This is a genomic window from Rhodoferax sp. SPJ4 (assembly GCF_058216275.1).
In genome coordinates this window covers 722,485-748,959 of sequence record NZ_JBYZMN010000002.1, presented here as the reverse complement: position 1 = coordinate 748,959, position 26,475 = coordinate 722,485, and the positions used below count along the sequence as shown (strand labels likewise).

Annotated in this window: 23 protein-coding genes and 1 pseudogene; 9 read left to right on the top strand and 15 right to left on the bottom strand. The window is 61.3% G+C overall.

Going from position 1 to position 26,475, the window contains the following annotated elements; all coding sequences use genetic code 11:
* Positions 1-19: 19 nt before the first annotated feature.
* From pheS to AC4BAR_RS10945, 6 genes are all read right to left on the bottom strand, one after another.
* A complete protein-coding gene (gene pheS / locus AC4BAR_RS10970) occupies positions 20-1,072 on the bottom strand; it encodes a phenylalanine--tRNA ligase subunit alpha (protein ID WP_490627889.1) in 1,053 nt (350 codons plus the stop codon).
* A gap of 101 nt (positions 1,073-1,173) precedes the next feature.
* Positions 1,174-1,533: a 50S ribosomal protein L20 gene (gene rplT / locus AC4BAR_RS10965; RefSeq protein WP_490627888.1), complete on the bottom strand. Its 360-nt coding sequence runs from the start codon at positions 1,531-1,533 to the stop codon at positions 1,174-1,176.
* 24 nt (positions 1,534-1,557) lie between these two features.
* Positions 1,558-1,761, bottom strand: coding sequence for a 50S ribosomal protein L35 (gene rpmI, locus AC4BAR_RS10960; RefSeq protein ID WP_324491684.1), 204 nt, complete (start codon positions 1,759-1,761; stop codon positions 1,558-1,560).
* Between the two features lie 174 nt (positions 1,762-1,935).
* The gene (gene infC, locus AC4BAR_RS10955) at positions 1,936-2,544 is read right to left on the bottom strand and encodes a translation initiation factor IF-3 (protein ID WP_490627930.1); all 609 of its coding nucleotides are present in this window, start codon (positions 2,542-2,544) and stop codon (positions 1,936-1,938) included.
* Positions 2,545-2,620: 76 nt separating this feature from the next.
* Complete coding sequence (gene thrS, locus AC4BAR_RS10950) at positions 2,621-4,528, bottom strand: threonine--tRNA ligase (RefSeq protein WP_490627887.1); 1,908 nt, start codon at positions 4,526-4,528, stop codon at positions 2,621-2,623.
* Between the two features lie 312 nt (positions 4,529-4,840).
* Positions 4,841-6,313 (bottom strand): TolC family outer membrane protein, encoded by a 1,473-nt coding sequence (locus AC4BAR_RS10945; RefSeq protein WP_490627886.1) that lies wholly within the window; start codon positions 6,311-6,313, stop codon positions 4,841-4,843.
* A gap of 41 nt (positions 6,314-6,354) precedes the next feature.
* On the opposite strand from AC4BAR_RS10945, the gene AC4BAR_RS10940 reads away from it, so the two are divergent.
* Together AC4BAR_RS10940 and AC4BAR_RS10935 are read left to right on the top strand one after the other, a co-directional pair.
* Positions 6,355-7,149: a transglutaminase-like cysteine peptidase gene (locus AC4BAR_RS10940; RefSeq protein ID WP_490627885.1), complete on the top strand. Its 795-nt coding sequence runs from the start codon at positions 6,355-6,357 to the stop codon at positions 7,147-7,149.
* Positions 7,150-7,178: 29 nt separating this feature from the next.
* Positions 7,179-9,107, top strand: a complete 1,929-nt coding sequence (locus AC4BAR_RS10935) for an EAL domain-containing protein (protein ID WP_490627884.1) — start codon at positions 7,179-7,181, stop codon at positions 9,105-9,107.
* A 32-nt stretch (positions 9,108-9,139) separates the two neighbouring features.
* Here AC4BAR_RS10935 and AC4BAR_RS10930 read toward each other — a convergent pair whose 3' ends face one another.
* The 5 genes and pseudogenes from AC4BAR_RS10930 to AC4BAR_RS10910 form a co-directional block, all read right to left on the bottom strand.
* Positions 9,140-9,520: a hypothetical protein gene (locus AC4BAR_RS10930; protein ID WP_490627883.1), complete on the bottom strand. Its 381-nt coding sequence runs from the start codon at positions 9,518-9,520 to the stop codon at positions 9,140-9,142.
* Entirely contained in the window at positions 9,517-10,176 is a 660-nt protein-coding gene (locus AC4BAR_RS10925; protein ID WP_490627882.1) for a helix-turn-helix transcriptional regulator, read from the bottom strand. The genes AC4BAR_RS10930 and AC4BAR_RS10925 overlap by 4 nt, the downstream gene beginning before the upstream one ends.
* Positions 10,173-11,588, bottom strand: a complete 1,416-nt coding sequence (locus tag AC4BAR_RS10920) for an HlyD family type I secretion periplasmic adaptor subunit (RefSeq protein ID WP_490627881.1) — start codon at positions 11,586-11,588, stop codon at positions 10,173-10,175. The genes AC4BAR_RS10925 and AC4BAR_RS10920 overlap by 4 nt, the downstream gene beginning before the upstream one ends.
* Entirely contained in the window at positions 11,588-13,759 is a 2,172-nt protein-coding gene (locus AC4BAR_RS10915) for a type I secretion system permease/ATPase (protein ID WP_490627929.1), read from the bottom strand. Before AC4BAR_RS10915 ends, AC4BAR_RS10920 begins: the two co-directional genes overlap by 1 nt.
* A 467-nt stretch (positions 13,760-14,226) precedes the next feature.
* Positions 14,227-14,514 (bottom strand): annotated as a pseudogene (locus AC4BAR_RS10910) (type I restriction enzyme endonuclease domain-containing protein); the annotation flags it as partial.
* A 456-nt stretch (positions 14,515-14,970) separates the two neighbouring features.
* On the opposite strand from AC4BAR_RS10910, the gene AC4BAR_RS10905 reads away from it, so the two are divergent.
* The 3 genes from AC4BAR_RS10905 to AC4BAR_RS10895 are packed head-to-tail and all read left to right on the top strand — an operon-like array spanning position 14,971 to position 16,843.
* A complete protein-coding gene (locus AC4BAR_RS10905) occupies positions 14,971-15,369 on the top strand; it encodes a LexA family protein (protein ID WP_490627928.1) in 399 nt (132 codons plus the stop codon).
* Positions 15,370-15,383: 14 nt separating this feature from the next.
* On the top strand, positions 15,384-16,679 hold the full coding sequence (locus AC4BAR_RS10900; RefSeq protein ID WP_490627927.1) for a Y-family DNA polymerase: 1,296 nt from the start codon (positions 15,384-15,386) through the stop codon (positions 16,677-16,679).
* Positions 16,676-16,843: a hypothetical protein gene (locus AC4BAR_RS10895; protein ID WP_490627880.1), complete on the top strand. Its 168-nt coding sequence runs from the start codon at positions 16,676-16,678 to the stop codon at positions 16,841-16,843. The genes AC4BAR_RS10900 and AC4BAR_RS10895 overlap by 4 nt, the downstream gene beginning before the upstream one ends.
* Positions 16,844-16,908: 65 nt before the next feature.
* On the opposite strand, the gene AC4BAR_RS10890 is transcribed toward AC4BAR_RS10895, so the two are convergent.
* Entirely contained in the window at positions 16,909-17,133 is a 225-nt protein-coding gene (locus tag AC4BAR_RS10890; protein ID WP_490627879.1) for a helix-turn-helix domain-containing protein, read from the bottom strand.
* Positions 17,134-17,321: 188 nt separating this feature from the next.
* Between AC4BAR_RS10890 and AC4BAR_RS10885 the strand changes: the two genes are divergently transcribed.
* The 4 genes from AC4BAR_RS10885 (at position 17,322) to AC4BAR_RS10870 (ending at position 20,375) form a co-directional block, all read left to right on the top strand.
* Positions 17,322-17,783, top strand: a complete 462-nt coding sequence (locus tag AC4BAR_RS10885) for an LAGLIDADG family homing endonuclease (protein ID WP_490627878.1) — start codon at positions 17,322-17,324, stop codon at positions 17,781-17,783.
* Positions 17,784-17,797: 14 nt separating this feature from the next.
* Positions 17,798-18,898, top strand: a complete 1,101-nt coding sequence (locus tag AC4BAR_RS10880; protein WP_490627877.1) for an AAA family ATPase — start codon at positions 17,798-17,800, stop codon at positions 18,896-18,898.
* Positions 18,899-18,915: 17 nt separating this feature from the next.
* Positions 18,916-19,470, top strand: a complete 555-nt coding sequence (locus tag AC4BAR_RS10875; RefSeq protein WP_490627876.1) for a hypothetical protein — start codon at positions 18,916-18,918, stop codon at positions 19,468-19,470.
* 281 nt (positions 19,471-19,751) lie between these two features.
* Positions 19,752-20,375, top strand: coding sequence for a tyrosine-type recombinase/integrase (locus AC4BAR_RS10870; RefSeq protein WP_490627875.1), 624 nt, complete (start codon positions 19,752-19,754; stop codon positions 20,373-20,375).
* Between the two features lie 63 nt (positions 20,376-20,438).
* Here the strand turns inward: AC4BAR_RS10870 and AC4BAR_RS10865 are convergent, their stop codons facing one another.
* The 3 genes from AC4BAR_RS10865 to AC4BAR_RS10855 are packed head-to-tail and all read right to left on the bottom strand — an operon-like array spanning position 20,439 to position 26,451.
* Positions 20,439-23,561 (bottom strand): efflux RND transporter permease subunit, encoded by a 3,123-nt coding sequence (locus tag AC4BAR_RS10865; protein WP_490627874.1) that lies wholly within the window; start codon positions 23,559-23,561, stop codon positions 20,439-20,441.
* Positions 23,558-25,165, bottom strand: coding sequence for an efflux RND transporter periplasmic adaptor subunit (locus AC4BAR_RS10860; protein WP_490627873.1), 1,608 nt, complete (start codon positions 25,163-25,165; stop codon positions 23,558-23,560). The genes AC4BAR_RS10865 and AC4BAR_RS10860 overlap by 4 nt, the downstream gene beginning before the upstream one ends.
* Positions 25,162-26,451, bottom strand: coding sequence for a TolC family protein (locus AC4BAR_RS10855; RefSeq protein ID WP_490627872.1), 1,290 nt, complete (start codon positions 26,449-26,451; stop codon positions 25,162-25,164). The genes AC4BAR_RS10860 and AC4BAR_RS10855 overlap by 4 nt, the downstream gene beginning before the upstream one ends.
* Positions 26,452-26,475: the final 24 nt, after the last annotated feature.

Sequence of the window (26,475 nt, the reverse complement as noted above, 5' to 3'; positions counted from 1 at the left end):
CTCGTGGTGTTTTTTGTTGTTATTGGAACTGCGACAAAAAGCGAACGTCGCCGTCAAAGAACAGGCGCAGGTCGTTGACGCCATAGCGCAGCATGGTCAGGCGGTCGGGGCCCATGCCGAAGGCAAAACCGATGTAGCGCTCAGGGTCTAGGCCCATGTTGCGCACCACGTTCGGGTGCACCTGGCCGGAACCGGCCACCTCCAGCCAACGCCCGGCCAGCGGGCCGCTGGCGAACTGGATGTCGACCTCGGCGCTGGGTTCGGTGAACGGGAAAAAACTGGGGCGGAAACGCAGCACCAGGTCGTCCGACTCGAAAAAGGTGCGGCAGAAATCGGTGAACACCACCTTCAGGTCTTTGAAGCTGACGTTCTCGCCGATCCACAGGCCTTCGCACTGGTGGAACATGGGCGAGTGGGTGGCGTCGCTGTCGACACGGTAGGTGCGACCCGGCGCAATGACACGGATTTCCGGCATACCCTGCCCGGCCGCGATGGCGGCCTGGTGGCGCTTGACATGCTGGACCGCATGGCGAATCTGCATCGGGCTGGTGTGGGTGCGCAGCAGGTTGGGCGCCTGGGCCGAGCCGCCTTCCACATAAAAGGTGTCGTGCATGGAACGCGCCGGATGGTCTTCGGGCGTGTTCAGCGCGGTGAAGTTGAACCAGTCGGACTCGATCTCCGGGCCCTCGGCCACGTCAAAACCCATCGAGCCGAAGATGGCCTCGATGCGCTCCAGCGTGCGCGACACCGGGTGCAGGCCGCCAGGCGTGCGCTGGCGACCGGGCAGGGTCACATCCAGGGCCTCGGCGGTGAGCTGCTGCTGCAGTTCGGCATCGGCCAGGGCCTGGCGCCGCGCCGTCAGTGCGGCCTCGATGGCCTGCTTGGCCAGGTTGATGGCGGCGCCGCGCGACTTCTTCTCGTCCACGCTCAGCGCGGCCATGCCCTTCATCAGCTCGGTGATGCGGCCTGATTTGCCCAGGTACTGGGCTTTGGCGTTTTCCAGGTCGGCCGGGGTCATGGCCTGACCAAAGCTCGCCGTGGCGCCATCCACCAATGCGTCCAACTCGTTCATAAACAGCGGTCCATGAAAAAGGGCCAAAGCTTTGTTCAAGCTCCGGCCCTTGTTTCTTGAGCGCAGCACACACCCTTTGCAGGGCGCAGCTGCTGTGAGAATCAGGCAGCCAGCTTGGCCTTGACTTGCTCCACGATGCCAGCAAAAGCGGCCTTGTCGTGCACAGCGATGTCGGCCAGCATCTTGCGGTCGATTTCGATGGCGGCTTTCTTCAGGCCGTTGGCGAACTGGCTGTAGGTCAGGCCGCACTCACGCGCAGCGGCGTTGATACGGGCAATCCACAGCTGACGGAACACGCGCTTCTTGGTGCGGCGATCGCGGTAGGCATATTGCCCCGCCTTCATCACCGCTTCTTTGGCGATCCGGAAGACATTGCCGCGGCGACCGCGGAAACCCTTGGCAAGGGCGAGAACTTTTTTGTGGCGGGCGCGAGCCGTTACACCACGTTTGACGCGAGGCATGTGTTACTCCTTGTTCGTCGTTAATTAAATGCCACGGCCGGGCAGCATCTGCGCCATGTGACCCATGTTGGTCTCATGCACAGCCACCGAACCACGCAGGTGACGCTTGTTCTTGGTGGTCTTCTTGGTCAAGATGTGACGCTTGAAGGCTTGACCGCGCTTGACGGTGCCACCGGGACGAACGCGGAAACGCTTTTTCGCGCCGCTCTTGGTCTTCATTTTGGGCATTGAATGCTCCCTTTTCATTGTGCTCGTGAGGCGTCTGCAAACTGCTGCAGCCTTGTTGGCCCCGAGCCACTTGTGTGGCGTTGAACGCCACGAACGAACACCTCTCGGCATTCGCCGGCACGCCTGTCAGCGCACCTGCTTGGTGCCCCCGGTTTCCCGAAGGCACCCCATTCTTTACGGTGCCGCCCCGGCGACAGCGGCGGGCGCTGCAGCGGGTTTGACCACCGGCTTTTTCTTGCCCGGCGCGATCATCATGATCATCTGGCGCCCTTCCAGCTTCGGGAACTGCTCCACGATGATGGAATCGGCCAACTCGTCACGAATCCGGTTCAGCAAGGCCATGCCCAGTTCCTGGTGGGTGATTTCCCGACCCCGGAAGCGCAGCGTGATCTTGCACTTGTCGCCCTCGTCCAAGAAACGCCGGATATTGCGCATCTTGATGTTGTAATCGCCATCGTCCGTGCCAGGCCGGAACTTGATTTCCTTGATCTCGATGACCGTCTGCTTCGCCTTGGCTTCGGCCGCCTTTTTCTGTTCCTGGTATTTGAACTTTCCGTAGTCCATCAACCGGCACACAGGCGGGTTGGCCGCCGCGACGATCTCGACCAGATCCACATCCAACTCGCCGGCCAAACGCAGCGCCTCGTTGATGTTGACAATGCCGAGCGGCTCGTTTTCAGGGCCCGACAGGCGGACCTCGGGAGCCATGATTTCACGGTTCAGGCGGTGCTTGCGCTCTTCGCGGTGACGGCGATCACGAAATTCAGTAGCGATGGCTTTGATCCTTCTTCAGTTCTGCCACGGGCAACGTGGCGCAAGCCGCACAGTCCACGCGGACAACAGACCCATTCGATTCACATCAGGATTTGTTGGCGATGTCGTTTTGAATCAGCTGCGCGAACGCATCGATCGACATCACCCCGAGGTCTTTGTTCCCCCGGGCGCGCACTGCAACGGCGCCTGCTGCCTTTTCCTTGTCGCCCACGACCAGGATGTAGGGCAGCTTTTGCATTGAATGCTCCCGTATTTTATACGTAATCTTCTCGTTCCGCAGGTCCAGGTCGACCCTAAGCCCTTGATTTTGCAGCATTTTGGCAATTTCACGACAGTAATCAGCCTGGGCATCGGTGATATTGAGCACCGCCACCTGCACCGGTGCCAGCCAGGACGGCAGCGCGCCAGCGTGTTCCTCGATCAGAATGCCAATGAAGCGCTCCAGGCTGCCCAGGATGGCCCGGTGCAGCATGACCGGGCGGTGGCGGGCACCGTCTTCGGCCACATATTCGGCGTCCAGGCGTTCCGGCAGCGAGAAATCGACCTGGATGGTGCCGCACTGCCACTGCCTGCCCAGCGCATCCTTGAGGGTGTATTCGAGCTTGGGCCCATAGAAAGCACCATCGCCGGGGGAAATCACGAATTCGCAGCCAGAATGCTTCAGGCTCTCGATCAGCGCCTGCTCGGCGCGGTCCCAGCTTTCATCACTGCCGATCCGCGCTTCGGGCCGGGTGGCGACCTTGTAGATGATCTGGCTGAAGCCGAAATCGGCATAGACCTTTTGCAGCAAGGCGGTGAAGTGCGTACATTCGGCCAGGATCTGCGCTTCGGTACAGAAAATGTGCCCGTCGTCCTGCGTGAAGCCACGCACCCGCATGATGCCGTGCAGGCCGCCGGTGGGCTCGTTGCGGTGGCACTGGCCAAACTCGCCGTAGCGCAGCGGCAGGTCACGGTAGCTCTTGATGCCCTGCTTGAAGATCAGGATATGGCCGGGGCAGTTCATCGGCTTCAGGGCGTAATCGCGCTTTTCACTCTCGGTGGTGAACATGTTGTCGCGGTACTTGTCCCAGTGGCCGGTTTTTTCCCACAGGCCCTTGTCGAGGATCTGCGGCCCCTTGACCTCCTGGTAGCCGTTGTCCTGGTAGACCTTGCGCATGTACTGCTCAACACCCTGCCAGACCGTCCAGCCCTTGGGGTGCCAGAACACCGTGCCGGGGGAATGCTCGTCGATGTGAAACAGGTCCAGCTCGCGGCCCAGCTTGCGGTGGTCGCGTTTCTCGGCCTCTTCCAGCATGGTGAGGTACTGCTGCAGCTCTTCCTTGGTGGCCCAGGCCGTGCCATAGACGCGCTGCAGCATCTCGTTGCGGTGGTCGCCGCGCCAATAGGCGCCAGCCACCTTCATCAGCTTGAAGTGTTTGAGCTTGCCGGTACTGGGCACATGGGGGCCGCGGCACAGGTCTTCGAAAGCGCCCTCCCGGTACAACGACACATCCTCGTCCGACGGAATGCTGGCAATGATTTCGGCCTTGTAATGCTCGCCCAAGCCCTTGAAATAGGCCACGGCCTCGTCGCGCGGCAACACCCGGCGGGTGACCGGCTCGTCCTTGGCGGCGAGCTGGGCCATGCGCTTTTCAATCGCGGCCAGATCTTCCGGGGTGAAGGGCCGCTTGTAGGCGAAGTCGTAATAAAAGCCGTGCTCGATCACCGGGCCAATCGTGACCTGGGCGTCGGGAAACAGGTCCTTGACGGCATAGGCCAGCAAATGGGCGGTCGAGTGACGGATGACCTCCAGGCCGTCGGCATCCTTGGCGGTGACGATGGACAGCGGGCTGTTCTTGTCGATGGTGAAGCTGGTGTCGACCACCTTGTCACCGATCTTCCCAGCCAGCGCGGCTTTGGCCAGGCCAGCGCCGATGGAGGCGGCCACGTCGGCCACGGTGACGGGACCGGCGAACTCTCGCTGGGACCCATCAGGCAAGGTAATTTGAATCATGATGGCAAAACTTCGGACGGCACCCGGAGGCAGGAAAATCAGGCCTGAACGGCTGACAACAGCTCAGCCCAAGGGGCTTTCGGTATTGCCATGGTGCCAAGCACCGGGACCAAAGCAAACACCCTCAATGCGAGGGCGTTTGACATGGGTAACCGCCCAAACAAACCAGTGTCTGGGCGATCCGCACAGGAATCCGAGATTATCGCTGAAGCAAGCAACCTGTCCCGGCATGGACGGCCAGGCGCGCAGCCGGTTCAAGCCAAGGCACACCGCCCTTTTGAGGGCGATACAGCCCTCAGCAGACCGGTGCTGTCACTTGGCTGGCGTGGCAGGTTTCGCCGCAGCGGGCGGTGTGGCCCGCACCCGAACCGGCATGTCGGCGAGCACCTTGGCCTTGTCGATCACCACCACGTCGATGGTGTCTGCAGGGCACACGCTCGTCGCATCGGTCGACCGCGGCTCGGCACCCGCGTCCGCAGCGGACGGCAGGTCACTGCGCGCCACGTTGAGCGCGGACAGCAGGCTGCCCGAGCTGGCCAGGGTTCGGGCCTGCGCGGTGATCTGGTCATACCGGGCATTGGTGTAAGCGCGGCTGGCCTGGAAATACTCATTCTGGGTGTCGAGCAAATCCAGCAGGGTGCGCTGGCCCAAGTCAAACTGCTGACGGTAGGCCTCACGCGACTTCTCGGTCGACAAGCGGTGCTGGTTCAGGAATGTCAGCTGGTCGTTCAGCCGGTTGACATCGTTGTAGGCAATGGCCACGTTCTGGCGAACGTCGCGGCACGCTTTCTCCTGCAACTCCCGCGCTTGCTCCTTGTTGGAGATTTCCTGCTTTTCACGGGCGCTGTCGGACCCACCGCGGAACAGGTTGTAGTTGACCACCACCTCCATCGCTCCGCCGCGCGTCAGCCCACGGTCACCCTGCAGATTGGTGTCCCACGACTCGCGAAGGCGAAGGTCCACGCGTGGAAGGTAAGCCGCCCTGCGCGTTTCCACCGCCGCCTGACCCGCTTTGTAATTCTCCATCGCTGCACTCAACGCAGGGCTGTTGCCCAGCGCGGTGCGAACCGCGTCCTCGGCCTTCGCAGGAAGCGTGACAAACTTGAAGTCCATCGGCATGGCTTCGGTGGCACCGGCCGGCCGCTCACCCACGATGCGCAGGTAGCGGGTCGACACGTCGTGCAGGTTGGACAACTCGGTCAGCAGGTTGGACTCCGCCAGGGCCAGACGCCCCACCGCCTGCTCCAGATCGACGCGACGGCCCACACCCGACCTGGAGCGCTCGTCCACCTGGTTGGTGATCAATTTGTGTTCGGCGTAGTTCATCTTCGCCTGATCGACCAGCTCGTTGAAACGCACCACGTCCAGATAAGCACGGACCGCCTCCAGCGCCGTGTTTTCCGATACTTCCATCAACTCGTAATAGCGCGTCAATTTGGCATGGCCAAGTCGCTTCACCTCACTGATGGTGAAGGCCCCGTCGAACAGCATTTGCGTCAGCGTGAGGTTGGAACTGTTGTGGGTGAAACTGCCGAACGACGTGGACGGGGTGGAATAGCGCTCCCGCCCGGTGCTGTAAGCGTAATCTAGCCGGGGGAAAAAACCGCCCTTGGCAACAGAGCGCTCCGAGTCGGCAGCCTGGAAGCCAAACCAACGCGCCTGCACCTCAGGGTTGGAGGACACCGCCTTGCGCGTGGCGGCCACCAGGCCCTCTGGCGGTGTTTGGGCAGAAGCAGCGAATGCTGCCAGAATGGTGCAAGCGAGCGCAGATAGTTTGGTCTTCATGGTTACACCTTTTGTTACTCGGGATTGGTGGAAGATACCACTTGACACCGACGCTGAACAGCCCAAACCCGCCAACATTTATCGAGTTTTGCATGCGGCTTGACGGCGTCGTTGTTCCTTTTTCCCGCATTGTGCGGAAATGGCGTTGGCAAGCAATCCCCCAGATGGCGGAGCGAGGGGGCCACTGGGTGCGCCGGGGGGCCGTTTGGGCCGGGGTTTTTCTGCTCGTCTGGGGTGCGCTGGCATCGGATTTGGACAAAGTCCAGCGTTTGGCCATGCAACGCTACGGACAAGCCGCCGTGGACACCTTGCAACTGTGGCGTGCCACCATGGAGCGCGGGAGTGCCCAGCCCGAACTCAAGAAACTGGCGCTGGTGAATGATTTCTTCAACCGCCGCATGCTGTTCGAGTCTGACCTCGTCGTCTGGAACCAGGAAGACTATTGGGCCACCCCGCTGGAGTTCATGGGCAGAGGTGCGGGCGATTGCGAAGACTTCACCATTGCCAAATACGTCACATTGCTGACCATGGGTGTGCCCAATGAGCGCCTGCGGCTGATTTACGTGCGTGCGCGCATCGGCGGGGCTGGCAGCACGCGCAGCGAGGCGCACATGGTGTTGGGCTACTATGCCCAACCAACCGACGAGCCGTTGATCATGGACAACCTGATTGGCACGATACGCCCTGCAACCCAGCGCGACGATTTGTCGCCGGTGTTCAGCTTCAACAGCGATGGCCTTTGGGCGCCCGGCTCCCAGTCCTCGCTGGCGGATCCGACCGCTCGTCTGTCCCGTTGGCGTGATGTGCTGACGCGCATGCGCCTCGAAGGTTTCTGATCTCCGCCCCATCCGAAGAAGGCAACGGCATGTCACTCGTCAAACAGCTCTGGATCGCCATCGCCATGGTCATGGCGTTGACCCTGATCGGCAGCACCGCCACCAGCATCGTCACCGCCCGCCAGTACCTGTTGCAACAGTTGGAATTGAAGAATGCCGACAACGCCACATCGCTGGCCCTGTCACTGACCCAACTCGACAAAGACCCGGTCACGGTGGAGTTGCAGGTGTCTGCCCAGTTTGACGCCGGACATTACCGCTTCATCCGCATTCTTTCGCCCCAGGGCAGGGTGATTGTGGAGCGTCGCTACGAGGGGCGTGTTCAAGGCGCACCCGAGTGGTTTGCCCGCCTGATCCCCATCAACGCCAAACCGGGACAGGCCCTGATCCAGGATGGCTGGAAACAATATGGCACCTTGACCCTGGCCAGCCATGAAGAATATGTCTACGCCAGCCTCTGGCGCGGCACGCTGGAATTGCTGCTGTGGTTTGCACTGAGCGGTGTCGTGGCGGGCCTGATTGGTCGGAAAGTCATCCAGCACATCACGCGGCCCCTGAGTGACGTGGTGGAGCAGGCCCAGTCCATTTCCGAGCGCCGCTGGGTGACCATCCCGGAACCACAGACGTTGGAGTTGCGCAGCGTCGCCCGCGGCATGAACGCCATGGTGGCACGCCTGCAACGCAGCTTTGACGAGGAGGCCGCCCGGCTGGAGGCGCTGCGCCTGCAGGTCAGGCATGACCTGACCACCGGGCTGCTGAACCGCGAAGCCTTCCTCGCCTCCCTGGCAGATGTCCTGGAGGGTGAGCAGTACGGTTCTTCCGGCGCCTTGGTGCTGGTTCGGATCAAAGACCTCGGCGAGATCAACACCCACCTCGGCCACACCCGGACGGACGCGCTGCTCAAGCAGTTGGGCGATGCCTTGCTGGCGGTCGGCGACGTCGACGCGGGGCAGCGCGCCGGGCGGCTCAATGGCGGCGAGTTTGCGGTGCTGATGCCGGGCGCGTTGTCCGCCACCGATGCCGCACGCGGCGTCCACGAACAGCTGCTGGGCCAGTGGTGGCCCCGTTGGCAATCAGAAACAGAAACGCTTGAGCCTTTGCAGGTGGCAGCGGTTGCCTTCCAGCGCGATCAACCGCTGGGTGAACTGCTGAGCCGTGCCGACGAGGCCATGGCCAGGGCACAGGCCCAGGGCGCCAACGGCTGGTTTGCCACCGAACAAACCACCCTGCTCCCGGCCTGGCCCGCCGACCGGTGGCGCGAGGTCTTGTTGGCCGCCGTCAAGGACCACAGCTTCAACCTGGCCATGTTCCCCGTGCTCGCGATCGATGCGCAGTCGATGCTGCATCAGGAAAGTGCCCTGCGCTTGCGCCTGAACGGCGCAGATGGCGCGGACTTGCTGCGTGCCGGCGATTTCCTGCCCTTGGCAGACCAACTCGGTCTGACCGCGCAAATCGACCTTCAGGTGGCCGCGTTGTGCCTGTCGGTTTTGTCCAAGCAACCGGGCGACATGGCCATCAACATCGCTGGCGCCAGCATGGTTGATCTGAACTTTGTGCATGAACTGCAGCGCTTGCTGTCCACCCGACCCCAGCTGTGTCAGCGGCTCTGGATCGAGGTCCCTGCACAGAGCTCGCGACGCCAGGTGCATGCGCTGCGGCACCTGGTGCAGGTGCTGAAGCCGCTGGGTTGCCGGATCGGCATCGAGTATTTCGATCCAGACCACATGGCCAACCAGGAACTGACCAGCCTGGGCATCGACTACATCAAGGTCAGTCCCAGTTACCTGCTGGGCGTCGCAGGCAGCCCCGCACACCAGGACTTGCTGAAGGCGCTGTGCCACCTCGCCCACAGCATCGGGGTGACCGTGATCGCGCAAGGGGTGCAAGGCCGGGACGAACTCGCCCTGCTCCAGGACCTGGGCTTCGACGGTGCGACCGGACCAGGCATTGCGCCCTGATAGATGCGGCTCTCAACCGCCCCTGAAGGCCGTCACAAAAGGAGGTTGTCGGAGTCGTCGGACAACAGGTCCAACCGGTTGCTCAGGCCCGACCGGGTCAAGCGGCGCTCCAGCAGTTTCGCCTGGGCCGGGCTTGGCAAATCGGTGAACTGAATCACCTCGCGGCGAATCAACACCTCGATCAAGTCCTCCAGCACCCGGGCCAGACCGGCATCGGTCTGACTCAGGGGGTTGGATTGGGGGTCGGGCAGGGTCCGCAGAAACGCCTGCACATCGGCATCGGCGGCCGGCACCAGCACCCAGCCACCAGCCTGAACTTCGGACGGGTCCAGAACGGCCTGGCTGATGGCCATGACCCGGCCAGCCGCGTCCCTGCGGCACAGCAACTGGCCATCCAGCGGGTTGACACTCATGAATGGCTCTCCTGATCAGAAACAGGCACCCTGTCGGCACCCGACGACAAGCGCAACACCAGTTGCAGGCGGTCACGAACACCGAGTTTCTCAAAAACGGCGCCCAAATGGGCTTTGACCGTCCGCTCCGAGATGCCCATCAATGCGGCCACCTCCTTGTTGGAGCGGCCGGCGGCCACCGCCTGCACCACCTCCGTCTCGCGGGCGGACAGGTCCGTCAAGCGGCCGGTCAATGAGGGCTGGGCGGCTGGCGCCGCGGGCCGCAAGGCCGCCAGCGTGGCGCCCACCAAGCGCTGCATCAGGTCGGCCCCCACCCACAAACCGCCATGGCCCACCACCAGCGCCACTTCCTGCAACAGCGCCGGCACGGCATAGGCATGGACATAACCTCGGGCGCCTTGACTCAGCGCGGCCAAGCCCTCGGGGGACGCCGGCACGCCAGACACCACCACCACCCAGGCCGAGGCCTTCACCAAGGTGCTCAGCCCATGGGTCCATGCCGGATCGGCGGTGTTCAGCCACACCAGTGGCGGTGGATCGGTGACGGGAAGGGCCGACACATCACCCAGCAGCTTGCCGGACGGGAAAGCCTCGGACCAGCGCCCAGGCACCCATTCCGCGCGGCTGGCCAGGAAATAAGGCCCAGTGGCACTCATCGCTCGCTCAGCGCATTGGCCTTGGCCCGCAGCACCGGCTTCAGCAAATACGACAACACCGTCTTCTTGCCCGTCAGGATGTCAACCTGGGCCACCATGCCCGGAATGATGGGCAGATTGGTGCCCAAACTGGGTTTGCGGGTGCGCACCCGCACATGGAAGAAAGCATTGCCTTTTTCATCGATCACCGAGTCGGCCCCGATGGTCACCACGTCGGCCTCCAGGCCACCGTAAATGGAGAAGTCGTAAGCGCTGAATTTCACCGTGGCCAGTTGCCCAGGTCGCAGGAAAGCGATGTCCTTGGGGAAAATCTGCACCTCCAGAATCAGCGCATCGTCCAGCGGCACCACCTCCACCACCTCTTTGCCCGGCTGAACCACCGCGCCCATGGTGTTGACCAGCAGCCGCTTGACGGTGCCACGCACCGGGGACTTGATGTCCGCTCGCTTGACCTTGTCTTCCAGGGCCACACCCCCTTGAGACAGGCTGGCCAGCTTGTTCATGGTCTCCGACAACTCGCCGCTCATCTGGTTGCGACTGGTCAGCTGAACCTCGTCGATTTTTCGCCTGGCCTCGAGAATGGCCGACTGGACCCGCGAGATCTGGGCCGTGGCCTGGTCGCGATCCCCCCGCAGCCGAGCCACATCGCGCTCCAGCCGCAACACCTCCACCTCAGACACCGCGCCAGACGCAATCATGGGCCGGGTGGCGTTGAGTTCCTTGGTGATCAGCTCCAGGCTGCGATCGGCCTGCTCACGCCGCGCCATGACCTCGTTGAGTTCCTGCTGCCGCTGCGACAGCTGGGCCTGCGAGATGTAAAGCTGCGCGCCGATTTCCGCCTGCCGCGATTGGTACAGACGGGACTCCTGTTCCACGATGGCGGGTGCCTCACGAACCAGTGCGGGTGGCGGGTTGAACGCCGTGCCGCGGGTCAGGGCTTCCAGGCGCAGCGCCTTGGCCTGCAAGGCCAGCTGCGACACCCGGCTTTCCTGCATGTTGGACATGAAACGCGTCGGGTCGACCCGCATCAGCAGCTGCCCGGCTTCCACCACCTGGCCCTCCTTGACCAGCAGCGCCTCCACCACACCGCCATCGACGCTTTGCACCACCTGCACCTGGCTGGTGGGCACTACCCGGGCTTCACCCCGGGTGACTTCGTCCAGTTCGGCAAAGTAGGCCCAGACCAGCAGCAACAGCAGCACCCAGGCCGACAGGCGAAGCAGCTTGCGGGCCCGCAGCGGCTCTTGCTGGAGGCGCGCCCAGTCGGCGTCACCTGCCCAATCGGCGGGCATGGCTTCGTCCACCGGCGTGAGCCGCTTCACCAGCGGCGAAAACGGACTGGTCGATGCCGACGGGTCTCGCTGGATCCAGCGCCCGATGCGGTCAAATACTTTTTGTCCCAAGAAAGCCATCACGCAGCCTTTCCAATGCGGCCCTGGCGCAGGGCATTGACGACCTGGTCCTTGGGTCCGTCGGCCATGATGCGGCCACGGTCCATCACGATGATGCGGTCCGCCAGGTCCAGCATGGAGGTTCGGTGGCTGATCAGCACCATGGTTTTGCCTTCACAAAACGCTTTCAGGCGGCGCTTGATGTCTTCTTCACTGGAGTAGTCCATCGAAGATGTGGGCTCATCCAGCAGCATGATGGGCGGGTCGTTGATCACCGCACGGGCAATCGCCACGCCCTGGCGCTGGCCGCCAGACAGCGATTCGCCCCGCTCACCCACCAGCATGTCAAACCCCTGAGGGTGCTGGTTCACCAGCCCCAGAATGCCGCCCAATTCCGCCGCTTTGACGATGTCGGCGTGCTCGGCCAGCGGTGCGCCCAAGGTGATGTTTTCGCGCAGCGAACCATAGAACAGCAACACGTCCTGCTGAACATAGCCCACCTGCCGCCGCAGTTCTGCCGGATCGAGCTGTCGCAGGTCCACCTCGTCCACCAGCACCGCCCCTTCGGTCGGTCGGTACAGGCCCAGAATCAGCTTCTGCAGCGTGGTTTTGCCCGATCCGATGCGGCCCAGAATGGCCACCTTTTCGCCGGGCTTGATGCTGAAACTCAGGTTGCGCAGCGACGGTTCTGTCTGGTCCGGGTAGGTGAAGCTGACATCACGAAAGTCGATGCTGCCCTGCAACCGGCCACGGCTGATGAAGGACGCATCCGCCGGCCTTTCGGCGTCGCGCCGCATCATCTCGTTGAGCGAGGTCAGCGCCGTGGCAGCGATGTGGTACTGCACCAGCAAACCCGCCACCTGCCCCACCGGGGCCATGGCACGCGACGCCAGCATGGTGCAGGCCACCAGGCCACCCACCGTCAATTCGCGCTCGGAAATCGCGTACACCCCCACGATCACGATCGCCACCGTGACCAGCTGCTGCACGAAGGCCGAGGTGTTGAGTGCGGTCGACGACAGCAGACGCAGTTGTGCGCCCACCCGGGCCAGCAAGGCCGCGCTTTTTTCCCACTTGCGCTGGATGCTGGACTCCGCGCCCATGGCCTTGATGGTCTCGAATCCCACCAAGCCTTCGATCAGCGTGGCGTTGCGTTGTGCAGATGCCCGGTAAGTGGTCTCGGCCAGTTCGTGCATGCGCCCCTGCACCGCCCAGGAATACAGCAGCATGATGCCCGCGCCCAGAACCAGTGGAATCAGCATGGGCCAGGAAATCCAGCCAATCACCACGATGAAAATGACGGCGAAAGGCAGGTCAATGAAGGCCACCACGGTGGCCGACCCGATGAAGTCACGCACCGACTCGAAGGCCCGCAGGTTGGAGGCGAACGAGCCCGCAGACACCGGGCGCTGCTCCATGCGCATGCCCAGCACCCGCTCCATGATGTAGGCCGACAGCTTGACGTCCGAACGGCTGCTGGCCAGGTCGACAAAACGGCTGCGCAGGGTGCGCAACACCAGGTCACTGACCAGCATCAGAAGCAGCCCCAATGCCAGCACCCACAAAGTCTCAAACGCGTGGTTGGGCACCACCCTGTCATAGACGTTCATGGTGAACAGCGGCAACCCCAGGGCAAACAGGTTGGCCAACAAAGCCGCCAGCAGCACGTCGCGGTACAGCGGACGGCTCTCAGCCACGACGCTCCAGAACCAGTGTCCGTGCCGCCCCGCCCGCACTTCCGGGGCCCGGGCGTCGAATCGCAGTCGGGGCCGGGCGTAAATGGTGGACCCGATGTAGTCCGCACTGAGGTCGGCCAAAGGCACGGTCACCGGTGCATCACCCAATTCGGGGTACACCACCTTCAGGCTGTCACGCGCCTCGTTGAAACCCAGCACCACACAGGCACGGTCCCCGCGCAACAACACCACCGCTGGCAACAAGGCATCCTTCAAACCGGAGAGTTCGGTGCGCACCCAGCGGCTGCTGAGGTGGGCCCGTTTGGCGGCACGCTCAAACAAGCCCGGCGTCAGACGATGGCCCTCCACCGGCAAGCCAGCCATGATGGATTCGGGGGTGAGCACCTCGCCGTGGGCCCTGGCCACAATCATCAGACAAGCCAACAGCTCGTCGTGCGCGCTGGGTCGGGGGGCGTCCCGGTCAGGACTTGCTGGCGCGCCGTTCGGTAACGGCATCTCCACTGAAATTTGCTGCATGATTTCAGTGTATCGAACAATTCCTTACACTGGACTGCATTAATTCCGGAATAGAAAAAGCCCCACAACCGTGAGGTTGCGGGGCCAATCTTTTGGTGGGCGGTGCAGGGTTCGAACCTGCGACCCCTGCCGTGTGAAGACAATTCCACGGCCAAGATGCCTCATCCTGAAAGTTCACAAGCAATCCCGCTTGATCCCTAAAAATTCAATTAGATCAATAACTTAGACGATTGTCAAGGCTTGGAGTCAAAAAATCTCATCCCGAGAAATCACGTCGAATCCCGAGAGGTCCCGTCAGTCACTGGCACAAAAGTGGCACAAAAGTCGGCCCGGATTTGACTTGAATTCTTCGCTTCGCTGAGCATCGTGACTGCCGCTTTTGACGGTCTTAGAGAGTTTAAAGACAGAAGGCACCAAGCACCAGTGACTACGACCGCTCTTCCCTCTCAGACGACCCAGCTTTCACCCAGCGCCTCGGCCTGCTGAAGCACCAGCTCCACTGCCGCATCGGCCTGGTCCGGCGGGTACTTGTGCTTGCGCAAGATGCGTTTGACCATCAGCCGCAGGCTGCCCCGCACACTCTCCCTGCGATCCCAGTCCACGGTCATGTTCTGACGAAGGTTCGCCGTCATTTCTTGCGCAATCTTCTTCAAGGTGTCATCGGTCAGCTCTTTGACCGCTGACTCGTTGTTGGCCAGCGCGTCATACAAACGAGCTTCGTCGTCGGTCAAACCAAACGAGCGAAGGGTCGCCGTCCGGTTCATTGACTGACCGGATCGGCAGAAACGTGTACGCCCGGCCATCTGGTCTGATGACCTGGAATCCCTCTCGGTGACTGCACGCTGTCCCCAGCGCCTCATGCGTGCTGGGTGATGAAGCGCCGTGGGGATCGGCGTAGCTTGGCTCCACCCAGGTGATCCCATGGGTTGATGCGAAGACAAAAGCGGCCGGTCGCACCATCTCGAAACCGTCTGGGTCGCGGATGTTCATCAGCGCTCCCAGGCTCCAGTGGCTCGCAAGTGCCTCGATTTCGGCGGCCTGGGCCACAGTCAACATGCTCATCAGCGGCATTGTCTGGTTTCTGGGGACAGATTGCAGTTCGACCAATGGCGGTCTAAACTGTATATATGTACAGTCCATTGTCGCTCACACCGGAAACCTCTGCCAAAGAGCTTTGCCGGCTTCTGGGCGTGCCCAAACTTCCCTTGCTCATTGCCCGAGCCAGCGTCCAAGCCGGGTTCCCCTCCCCCGCTCTGGACCACGCCATGGTCCGGATCGAGCTTGAGAAAGTGCTTGTTCCCGATCCAGACACCACCTTTTTGCTCCGGGTGGCTGGGGAATCCATGGTTCAGGCGGGTATCCACGACGGGGATGTGGCGGTGGTCAACAAAGCCATCCGAGCCAGGCACGGCCACCTTGTTGTTGCCGTCATTGATGGGGAGATCACTCTCAAAAAGCTCTTTCGACGCGCCGGGGTGGTCAAGCTCTGTGCAGCCAATCCTGATTTCCCGGACATCGTGTTGAAGGATGCCCAGTCCCTGGAGATCTGGGGCGTGGTGACCAGCACCGTTCGGCAGCATGCGACATGACCACCACGTCTCCCATGTTCGCCCTGATCGACGGGAACAACTTCTATTGCTCGTGTGAGCGGCTGTTTCGTCCAGACCTCAAGCACAGGCCCATGGTGGTGCTGTCCAACAACGACGGCTGTGCGATTGCCAGATCCAATGAGGCCAAAGACTTGGGCATCCGGATGGGCCAGCCTTGGCATGAAATCCGTCACCTGGTTCAAAGCAAAGGCCTGGTCGCCTTCAGCGCCAACTTCGCCTTGTATGGCGACATCTCCGACAGGATGATGCGCCTGGCCTCCAGCTTGGGGCCTCGCCAGGAGATCTACTCCATTGACGAGAGCTTCATTGATGTCTCTGGCATCCGGGACATCAGCGCCCGAGCCCACGACATGCGGAACAACATCCTGCGTGGCCTGAACATCCCGGTGTGTGTGGGCATCGCGCCCACCAAGACACTGGCCAAACTGGCCAACGCGGTGGCCAAGTCGGCCGAGCGCAAACCAGGCTCCTATCCGAGCCACCTGGCCAGGGTCTGCAACTTTGGCGAGATGAGCGAGGGCGAACTGGACGACATCTTGGCAAAGACAGATCTTGGTGAAGTGTGGGGAATTGGGCCTCGGATCGCGAAGAGCATGAAAGCATCGGGGTTGAGCACCGTGCTGGATGTGAAGCGCATGGACCCCTCTATCGCACGCAACACCTGGTCGGTGGTGGTGGAACGCACAGTCCGGGAGCTCGGCGGGATTGCCTGTGTGGACCTGGAGGACGTCCAAGAGCCCAAGAAGGAGATCGCCAGCACCCGGAGCTTTGGCAGGCCAGTGACCGAGCTCAATGAATTGATCGAGGCAGTCACCGAGTACGCCTGCAGGGCAGCGATCAGGCTAAGGCAACAAAACAGCGTGGCTGGCAGCCTGCAGACCTTCATCCGAACCAGCCCGTTTCGGGTCAAGGACCGGCAGTACGCCCGAAGCGTGGTCGTGCCGCTTCGGCGGCCCACCCAAGACAGCAACGCGCTGGTTCAAGCGGCGGTGATGGGGGTGACGGCCATTTTCAGGCCCGGGTTCAAGTACGCCAAGGCCGGGGTCATGCTGCTCGACCTCCAGGATGACACCGTGGAGCAGTTCGAGCTGGGACTGGACGAGGGCACCAAGGACCGCGGCAGGTTGATGAAGGCGATGGACGTGCTCAATGAGCGTTTCGGGCGGGGGACCGTGTCAGTGGCTTCATCTGGCATCAAGTTTGGTCACAAGGCCTGGTCCATGAAGCAGGAGAGAAAAACACCGAACTACACCACGGTGTGGGATGAGATGCCGGTGGTGCGAGCGTGATCAAAGCCATGTTGATGCGGTACGCCCTGGCTCTGCTGGTCATCGTCGCTTGGTCGATGGTGGATGTGGAAGCGACCATCCAGGTGGAAGAGGTGGTGGAGAGTGGTGGATGGGCACACCATCACCCAGCAACCACCACCATTGCAGTTTCACCGATTCGATAAAGCGAACTCAAGCCTCTACGCCATTCAAATTGACGTTGGTCACCGCGGGATCTGACTCTACTCGCTTAGCCAGATGCTTCGTTTGGTACGGTGATTTCATCGGGCACATACACCGCCAGGTCCCCGACCTGGCATTGGAAGAAGCAGCAAAGCTTGTCTAAAACCTCCAGCGTCGCGTTGTACCCCGGGATATTGAGCATCTTCGAGAGTGTCACTCTGTGAACGCCTGTGGCTTCCGAGACGTCCTTCCACTCAAGCCGACGCTTGTCGCGAAATGCCTTCTCGGCCATTTGCTCTGCAAGTCGAAGTCGAATCATCTGGACACCTCTTGAAAGTCGCCAATCTAACGCATCAAATGTTGCTCAAAAGCTACACAAGCATAGCAGGATGACATAATTTTGCATTCGCATCTCTAAACATGCATAAGATGCTCATACGCTAATCAACAAAGGAGTGCGTGATGAGCAAAAGAGTCCAAATGGCCTTCGATCCCTTCAACCCCAGGCTGTCTGGCGACCTGAGCATTGCATACGCAGCCGGCCTCTTCGATGGTGAAGGTTGCATCCACATCGCCTGCCAAAAGAAGCGTGCTGCCGTCCGTGGGTACGTGTACCGGCTCAATGTGTCCGTGGCCCAGAACCACCTCAACACGCTGGTCGATTTCCAGAACCTGGTCGGGGTCGAGGGCCGGATCTACCACCGGGGTCGCACCGGGACCAGCAACCGCGACCACTACTGCCTGACCTATGACGGCAGCGCAGCCGAAGCGCTGTTGATCACGCTGCTGCCCTACCTGCACCGCAAGCGGGACGAAGCCCTCATCGCGCTCGAGTTCCAGCAGCGCACGGAGCTGCAGCGCCACTTCGGACCCAAGGGATGCCCGGCCCACATCTGGGCCTACCGCAAGAGCCTCTGCAAGAAGCTGCGCAACCTGAAGTGATTGGGGAAAGAAACATGGCACAGACGAAATCATGCAAGCGCCGGCAGGACTGGCAACAGGAAGTCAAAAAGCGGGCCGTTGCAGCTGCGATGAAAGCCCATTCCAAGAACCTCAAAGCCTTGGAGCCCCGTTTCGGCAAAAGCATCGGTACCCAGACCGACCGGGGCGGAGAGATCCAGCTCTACAACCCGGACGCGCTGAACAGCCGCATGGCCCAGCTCAAGAAAAGCGACTCCCTGGGCACGGTTGCGGAGCTCCTCAAAGCAGAAAGGCTGGGCGCTGTGCGGCAACTGGCCAAGCCGCCGTGCCCAGTCGCGCTGAATGCGTTGCGCCGGGACTTCCCCCACTTCGGCGACGTGCTCGACGTGGTGAAGCAGCATGTCGACCTGGCGCATCTGACGCGCAACCAGGTGTTCGAGCTGCCTCCCCTCCTGCTGTCCGGAGACCCTGGTGTCGGCAAAACAGCCTTCTCTGAAGCCCTCGCAGCCTCCATGAAACTGCCCCTGCAGCGCGTGGACCTGGCCAGTACCACTGCAGGATTTGCCCTCGCCGGCAACCACGAGACTTGGCAGGGAGCCAAGCATGGGTCAGTTTGGACACTGCTCCAGTCCCAAACCGCTTCAGGGGTGCTGCTGCTCGACGAGATCGACAAGGCAACCGACAGCAAGTACCCGGTGCTAGGCCCCCTGTATGGGCTGCTCGAGCCAGGTTCTGCCTGCCACTTCAAGGACGAGAACATCGGACTAGAAATCGATGCGTCGCACCTGATGCACGTCGCGACCTGCAATGACGACGAGCTGCTGGTGCCGGCGTTGAGGTCTCGCTTCCGGATCTTTGAGATACCGGCGCCGAGCGAAGCGCAGATGCCCGCTGTGATCCGAAGCGTATTCCAACAACTGAAGGCCAGAAAACGCTGGGGTGAGGTGTTCACCGACCCGCTGCCGGACAGCGTTCTGGGCATGCTGGTCGACTACACCCCCCGGGAGCTGACCCGGTTGCTTGAAACCGCGGTGGCCAACGCTGCAGCAGCGGGACGTCGGTCCCTGTTGCCGGAAGACATCCCGACTCGATCGGACAACAAAGCCCAAACCAAAACCAAACTCGGATTCATCTGAAGGGAAAGGACAGACCCATGCCCACCAAACCCGCCACCTACCCCAAGGACGCCTTGCTGGATTCCGGACCCTGGGCCGAGATCATCGCGCGCTATGTCGAGCACTACGGCAACGTGGGCTGCATCCGGTGGGGCGGAGACCTGGTGTACCTGAACAAAGGCATCCCCACGCCGATCGACCATGGCTACAAGGTGCTCAACGGCATTGCCAGGAAAGCGGCGGCGACCTTACGCCAGACCTGCTCATCGTGTGGGGGCAAGGGAAAGACGTGGGAACTGGGGTTCAAGCACGAGATCCGCTGCGTGGAGTGCCGCGGGAAGGCGGAACTTGACAGGCAGGTGTACTACCTGCTTCGGAGACTGGAAATCGACCAAGTGGAGGCGCTGGACGGGAAGCCGGCGGTGTGGTTCGAGCATACGTTCACGGAGCCGCTGCGGTCGTACCTGCCGGAAGGATGCTGGCGTGAGACGCATCTGCCGAATGGGCAAAGGTTGCGATACCTGGCGAGGGAGGATTTGCTGGAGCTGACGCCTTGGTTGAAACAGGTACGGGTGGCGATGAGGGCGGGCTGACCAAGAGGTAGCGCTATGCAAACACATAGAGAAAACTAGGTCGGAAACATACCAATCAACGGAACTTAACTATCAACGGCTCGGGACCGCTGGTAAACGAGCGGCCGGTTAAGGCTGATTGCGGCCAGTCAACTGTAGAACTCATGTGGCTGCTTTCACAGTTAGCAGACATTCACACTACGCGCTGAGCGTATTGAGTATTGCTCGCATCTGACGTAGCTCAAGATGGACGACTCTCGCAGGAGCATCCTATGAGCCCCTCAACTTGATGGGAGGCCATCATGGAGACCTCAAGCAACGCTACTCATCACGAGCCATGGAACAAGGGCAAGATCGTCGGACAAAAAATGCCCTTCAAACTGAAGGAGATATGGGCGCTGCGCGTTCGTCTCCAGATGGAAGGACGAGTCCGCGAACTCGCTCTCTTTAACCTTGGGATTGACAGCAAGCTGCGTGGGTGCGACTTGGTAGCACTCAAGGTTCGGGATGTGTGCCATGGAGAACAGGTAGCTACACGCGCAATCGTCATGCAGCTCAAGACGAAACGTCCAGTCCAGTTCGAAATCACTCCTACAACCAGAGATTCGCTGCAAGCTTGGATCAAGCAGGCTGCGCTGAAAGCCGATGATTTCCTTTTCCCAAGCCGGATACACCACTCACCCCACCTTGGAACTCGGCAGTACGCCCGAATTCTCGGGCACTGGGTAGGTGAACTTGGCCTTGATCGTTCCGAGTATGGAACGCATTCGATGCGAAGAACCAAGGCGACCTTGATCTACAGACGAACTAAAAATCTCCGCGCTGTGCAGCTTCTTTTGGGACACTCCAAGCTGGAGTCGACCGTACGATATCTTGGCATTGAGGTCGATGACGCCCTTGAGATCTCCGAACAGACGGAGATCTGAGGTAAGCATAAGGGTCACCTGCGCTTCAACTCTGTGGCGACTTCCTTTGTATGACGGGAATTTTTATGTCCTGCGCTTTCGCATCAGCCAATACGCCACCGGGATCACCAACATGGACAGCAGTGGTGCAGTCACCATGCCACCCACCATGGGCGCTGCAATGCGCTGCATCACTTCGCTGCCGGTACCGCCGCTCCAAAGAATGGGCAGCAGGCCAGCCAGGATCACCGCCACCGTCATGGCCTTCGGCCGAACTCGCAATACAGCGCCTTCTCGTATGGCGTCGAGCAACGCCTCCGGCGTACTTTCTGCACGCGCAAGTCTCTCCTCCCAAGCCTGTTTAAGGTACAGCAGCATGATGACGCCAAATTCGGCAGTCACCCCCGCCAGCGCGATGAAGCCAATGGCACTGGCAATCGACAGGTTGTGCCCCAGCAGGTAAAGCAACCAAAATCCACCGATCAGTGAGAACGGCAGCGACAGCATGATGAGTAAGGCCTCATCAATGCGCTTGAACGTCAGGTAGAGCAGCACAAAGATGATGAGCAGCGTGAATGGAACAACCACTTTCAGCTTGGCAGTGGCCCGCTCCAGAAACTCGAACTGGCCCGACCACGACACCGAATAGCCACTCGGCAGTTTGACCTCGCGGGCCACCGCCTGCTGCATGTCCAGCACCGCCGATTTCAGGTCACGCCCTCGAATGTCCACATAGACCCAGCCGGAGAGCCTGGCGTTTTCGCTGCGCAGCATGGGCGGACCGTCAGTGATGCGGATTTCGGCCACATCAGACAGGACCAACCGCACACCACGCTCGGTGACGATGGGCAGGCGACGCAGCTTCTCCAGCGAGTCACGGATCTCTCTGGGGTAGCGGACATTGATCGGAAAGCGCTGGAGACCCTCAACTGTTTCCCCGACGTTTTCACCGCCAATGGCCTGCGCAATGATGGACTGCACATCGGCGATGTTCATGCCAAACCGCGCAGCGGCATCGCGATTGATGTTGATGTCCACATACCGGCCACCGGTCAACCGCTCAGCCAGCGCGCTGCTGACACCGGGCACGTTTTTGATGGCGCGTTCGATGTCTCCGGTGAGCTGGTCGATCTGGTTCAGATCGGTGCCGGCAACCTTGACACCCACTGGGCTCTTGATGCCAGTGGCCAACATGTCGATGCGGTTGCGGATGGGGGGAACCCAGATGTTGGACAGTCCCGGTATTTTGACGATGCGGTCCAGCTCTTCGACCAGCTTGTCCGAGGTCATGCCGGCACGCCACTCGCTCTTGGGCTTGAACTGGATGGTGGTCTCGAACATCTCCAGAGGGGCGGGATCAGTCGCCGTTTCTGCACGACCGGCCTTGCCATAGACAGACAGCACTTCGGGAACCGTCTTGATCAAGCGGTCGGTCTGCTGAAGCAATTCGGACGCCTTGCCTGCCGAAAGACCTGGCAGGGCTGTGGGCATGAACAACAGGTCGCCTTCATCGAGCGGCGGCATGAATTCGCCGCCGATGTTCAGCATTGGCCAGGCTGTCACCGCCAACGCCATGGCGGCCACGGCCAATGTGGCACGGGGCCAACGCAACACCCTGTCCAGCAGGGGTCTGTAAATCGTGATCAGGAAACGGTTCAGCGGATTTTTCTGCTCGTCCGGAATGCGCCCACGGATCAGGTAGCCCATCAGCACCGGAATTAGCGTGACCGACAGGCCTGCCGCCGCCGCCATCGCATAGGTTTTGGTGAAGGCCAGGGGCGAGAAGAGACGGCCTTCCTGCGCTTCCAGCGTGAACACCGGGATGAACGACAGCGTGATGATCAGCAGGCTGAAAAAAAGCGCTGGCCCCACCTCCGCTGCCGCGTCACCAATGACGCGCCATTGCGATTCCCCCCGCAAGTTTTCCCCCGGGTTGTCATGCCGCCAACGTTCGATGTGCTTGTGCGCGTTCTCTATCATCACCACTGCTGCATCGACCATGGCGCCAATCGCAATCGCAATGCCACCAAGCGACATTACGTTGGCATTTACCCCCTGGTAATGCATCACGATGAAGCTGGCCAGAATGCCCAACGGCAGCGAGATGATGGCTACCAGCGCCGAGCGCAGGTGGAACAGGAAAACGAAGCAGACCAGCGCGACCACGATGAACTCCTCGATGAGTTTGTGCGTGAGGTTGTCCACCGCACGCTCGATGAGGCCAGAGCGGTCGTAGGTGGTGACGATCTCCACGCCGGGCGGCAGGCTGGACTGCAGCGACTGAAGCTTGGCCTTGACTGCGGCAATCGTCTCCAGCGCGTTCTTGCCAGATCGCATCACGATCACGCCGCCCACAGCCTCACCGTCGCCGTCGAGTTCACCAATGCCACGACGCATCTCCGGCCCGATCTGCACGCGTGCCACATCGCCCAGACGCACCGAAATGCCGGCGTCAGTCGTCAAAAGCGGGATTTTCCGGAAGTCGTCCAGTCCCTGCAGGTAGCCCGAAGCGCGCACCGCGTACTCGGCCTCCCCGAGTTCGAGCACCGAGCCACCGGCTTCCTGGTTGGCTTTCTGGATGGCCTCGGTCACCTTGCCTTGCGGGATTTTGTAGGCGGCCAGCTTGTCCGGGTCCAGCACCACCTGGTACTGACGCACCATGCCGCCGACCGAGGCCACCTCCGACACATTGGCCACGCTTTTCAGCTCGTATTTCAGGAACCAGTCCTGCAGCGCACGCAGTTGACCGGCATCGAGCTTGTTGCTGCGATCGATCAGTGAGTATTGGAAGATCCAACCGACACCTGTCGCATCTGGGCCCAGGGCCGGTTTTGCAACTGCCGGCAATCGCGATTGAACCTGGTTCAGGTACTCCAGAACCCGTGAACGTGCCCAGTAGGGATCGGTGCCGTCCTCGAACAGGATGTAGACGAAAGAGTCGCCAAAAAAGGAATAGCCCCGGACGGTTTTTGCACCAGGCACCGACAGCATGGTGGTGGCCAGTGGGTAGGTCACCTGGTTTTCGACAATGCGGGGCGCCTGTCCAGCCCAGGGTGTGCGAATGATGACCTGCACATCAGAAAGGTCGGGCAGTGCATCCAGCGGTGTTTTTTGCACCGACCAGACCCCCCAAGCGGCCAGCATCAGGGTGGCCAGCAGCACCAGGAACCGGTTGACGATGGACCAACGGATGAGCCCGGCGATCATTTGGCTGCTCCGGCTGACGGGCTCTTGGACGGGATGGGTGCCACCGGCGTGATTCGGGTGACCGTGGGCTCGCCACCCTTGGGCATGACGAATTCAAATTGCACCTGATCACCCGCGGTCACATTGCGCGGAACTCCCTCCGCGGGCAGCTTGAACTCCATCGTCATCGCATCCCAGCCCGCCGCAGGAATGGGACCATGGGATAACGTCACACTGTCCTTGCCGATGGCCTCGACCTTGGCTTCGCCCTGGTACTTGGTCGCTTGGGTGGCCGGCGTGTTGTTGAGCCTGGCCTCGACGCCCTTCAGGGAAGCTTCAGAGTCAATCAAGAACTGCGACGAAACGACAACGCGCTGGCCAATGGTCAGCCCGCTCTTGACCTCGGTCTGCCCGTTAGTTTCGATGCCGATTTCGACGTTCACGGGCCGGTAGCGTCCACCATCCTCTGCCACCATCACCACGGTGCGTTGGCCCGTGGCGATGATGGCTTCCGTGGGCACCAGCAATGCCGGGGTGGCTCGCATGTCCATGAACTGCATGGTGACCAACATGCCGGGGGACAGCACACCGCCAGGGTTGGCCAGTTGCACTCGAGCCTTCAGGGTCCGTGTGGCGGGTGTGACCTCGGGCAAGATGGCCTGGACGGTCCCTTTGAACACCGTGCCGGGAGCACCTGGGCTGCGCGCCTCAACGCGGGCACCAGTTCGGAGCAGGGCAATCTGGCTTTCTGGCACCTCGGCAACGGCCCAAACCGTCGCAAGCCCGTTGATGCGAGCCAAGGTCATGCCGGGTGTCACCGTCATTCCCTCACGCGCGACAAGTTCCGCCACCACGCCGCTGGAGGGCGCATAAATCGTGGTTCTCGGCTGCGGAATGCCCGCAGCATCGACCCGATCTATCTGGGTTTGCGTCATTCCGGTCAGCAACATACGCTGGCGGGCGGCCGCAATCAAAGCCGCGTCGGCACCTGCAGCCCTTTTGACTGCGAGGTACTCCTGCTGGGCTGCAACCCAGTCTGGCACGTACAGGTCAGCAAATGGCTGGCCAGCAGCCACTTTGTCGAGCGTTGCCCGGACATGGAGTTTCTCGATGAAGCCAGTGGCACGGGCCTGGATCACGGACTGGTCGCGCTCGTTCCATGCGATGTTGCCAATGGTCTGCAACTGCGGATTCAGAGTGCCCTGAAAAACCTCTGCGGTGCGCAGGCCCAGGCTCTGTTGGACCCTTGGGCTCACTGTCACGTTGCTGGCGTCCTGCTCGCCCGTGCCGCTGTAGACCGGCACCAGCATCATGTCCATGAAAGGCGATTTGGCGGGTGAATCAAACCGCTTGCCTGGAACCATGGGGTCCTGGTAGTAAATTATCTTCTGGCCGGTTTTGGGGTCGATGTCACCCGCTTTGAGGCCCTCCTTGATATGGCGGCGCGTGGCCTCCTCACCGGTGGCCACGCTGCCCAGATCAACTGGTGGCGATGTGCCGGCCGCAGCTGAGGCACCGTCCTGGCTTGCACCGCGCTTCATGCCCGACATGTACAGCGCGTAACCCGCACCGGCAAAGCTCAAGGCAGCGAGCACGGTCGCGATGGTGATTTTTGTTTTGTTCATGGAGTTTGCTCCGCAATGATCGAGTTCAGACGCCACTTCAATGCCAACTGACGGCCCTGGATTTCCAGCAAGCGCATCTCTGCATCTGTTTTCTGTTTTCTGGCCTCTGTCACAGCCATCAATTTGTCCCGCCCGCTCTCATAGGCCGCGAGGGCATAGGCGATGCGCTGTTGTGCCAATGGAATCGCCTGCTGCTGGATGCGGTTGAGCTTGCGTTCCAGCTCGCCAAGCTCCGCCAGCATCCCCTCGACCTCCTGGTTCAGTTGACGCAGCCGGTCCTCGCGCTCGGCGTCAATGCGTTCCAGCTCCAGTTGCTTTGCGCGAATAAGGGGTTCTTGTCTCAGCTCTGGCGACAGCGGAATTTCAAAGCTGAGCTGAACAGTGATGAAGTCGGCGTAGGCAGGACCGCGTTTGGCATAACCGACACCCCAACCCCAGTCACCATTCTTGGCCGCTTCCGCCTCTCGGACTTCTGCCTCCGTCATGCTCCTCATGGCCGACAGCGTGGTGATTTCAGGACTCTGATCCAGCCGCGAGCGCAGCACCTGTGTGTTCAAATCAATCGAGGGCACCTGGTCGGCCAGGGCCAGTGGGATGTCGCCCACCCATCGCCGTAGGGTGGCCTGCGCTTGATCAACCTCCCGCTGCAGTTCGTCTCGCCGGTCGGCCAGGTTCAGGATCTCCTGGTCGATTTGGGTCACTTCGGCCAAGGTGGATTTTCCTGCTGCCAATTGATCAGGAGCGGTTTGCCGCAGTAACTGCTGCTGGCGCTCCATGGCTTCGAACGACTTCAAGCGCTTTTCGGCAAAGTGGACGCCCAGCCAGGCCAATCCCGCCTCACGCCGCACGCTCAAGCGTTCCGTTTGAAGTTGGGTCTGTTCGCGCTGTGTTCGTGCTTGAGCCACCTCTGCTCTGGCGGCTCGCTTGGCAGCGTTGGGCACCTCTTGTTCCCAGCCAATTTTTCGCTCGGTGAAATCATCCCGGGTCAGGCTGGCCCTATTGGGTCCGTTGATGGGGAGGCTGTCCAACGCCACGGTGAGCTTGGGATCGGGCAACTGTGCAGCGCCCTTCTCCAATGAAGCCGTACTTCGAACGGTGGCCAGCTTCGCGTTCAGGGAAGCGGCGCGGGCCATGGAAATTTCAATGGCCCGCTCAAAGGACAGGTCTTGCGCTTGGACGCCCTGAGCGAGAGCGCCCAGCAGGGCAAGTGCCAGCCAATGGCGTGGCCAAGTGGGCGAGGCTTCGAGGCGTGATCGTGCGGCCAGCCAGGGCAATTTCGGGGTCATACCGACTCCAGTGGGATTTGGGTG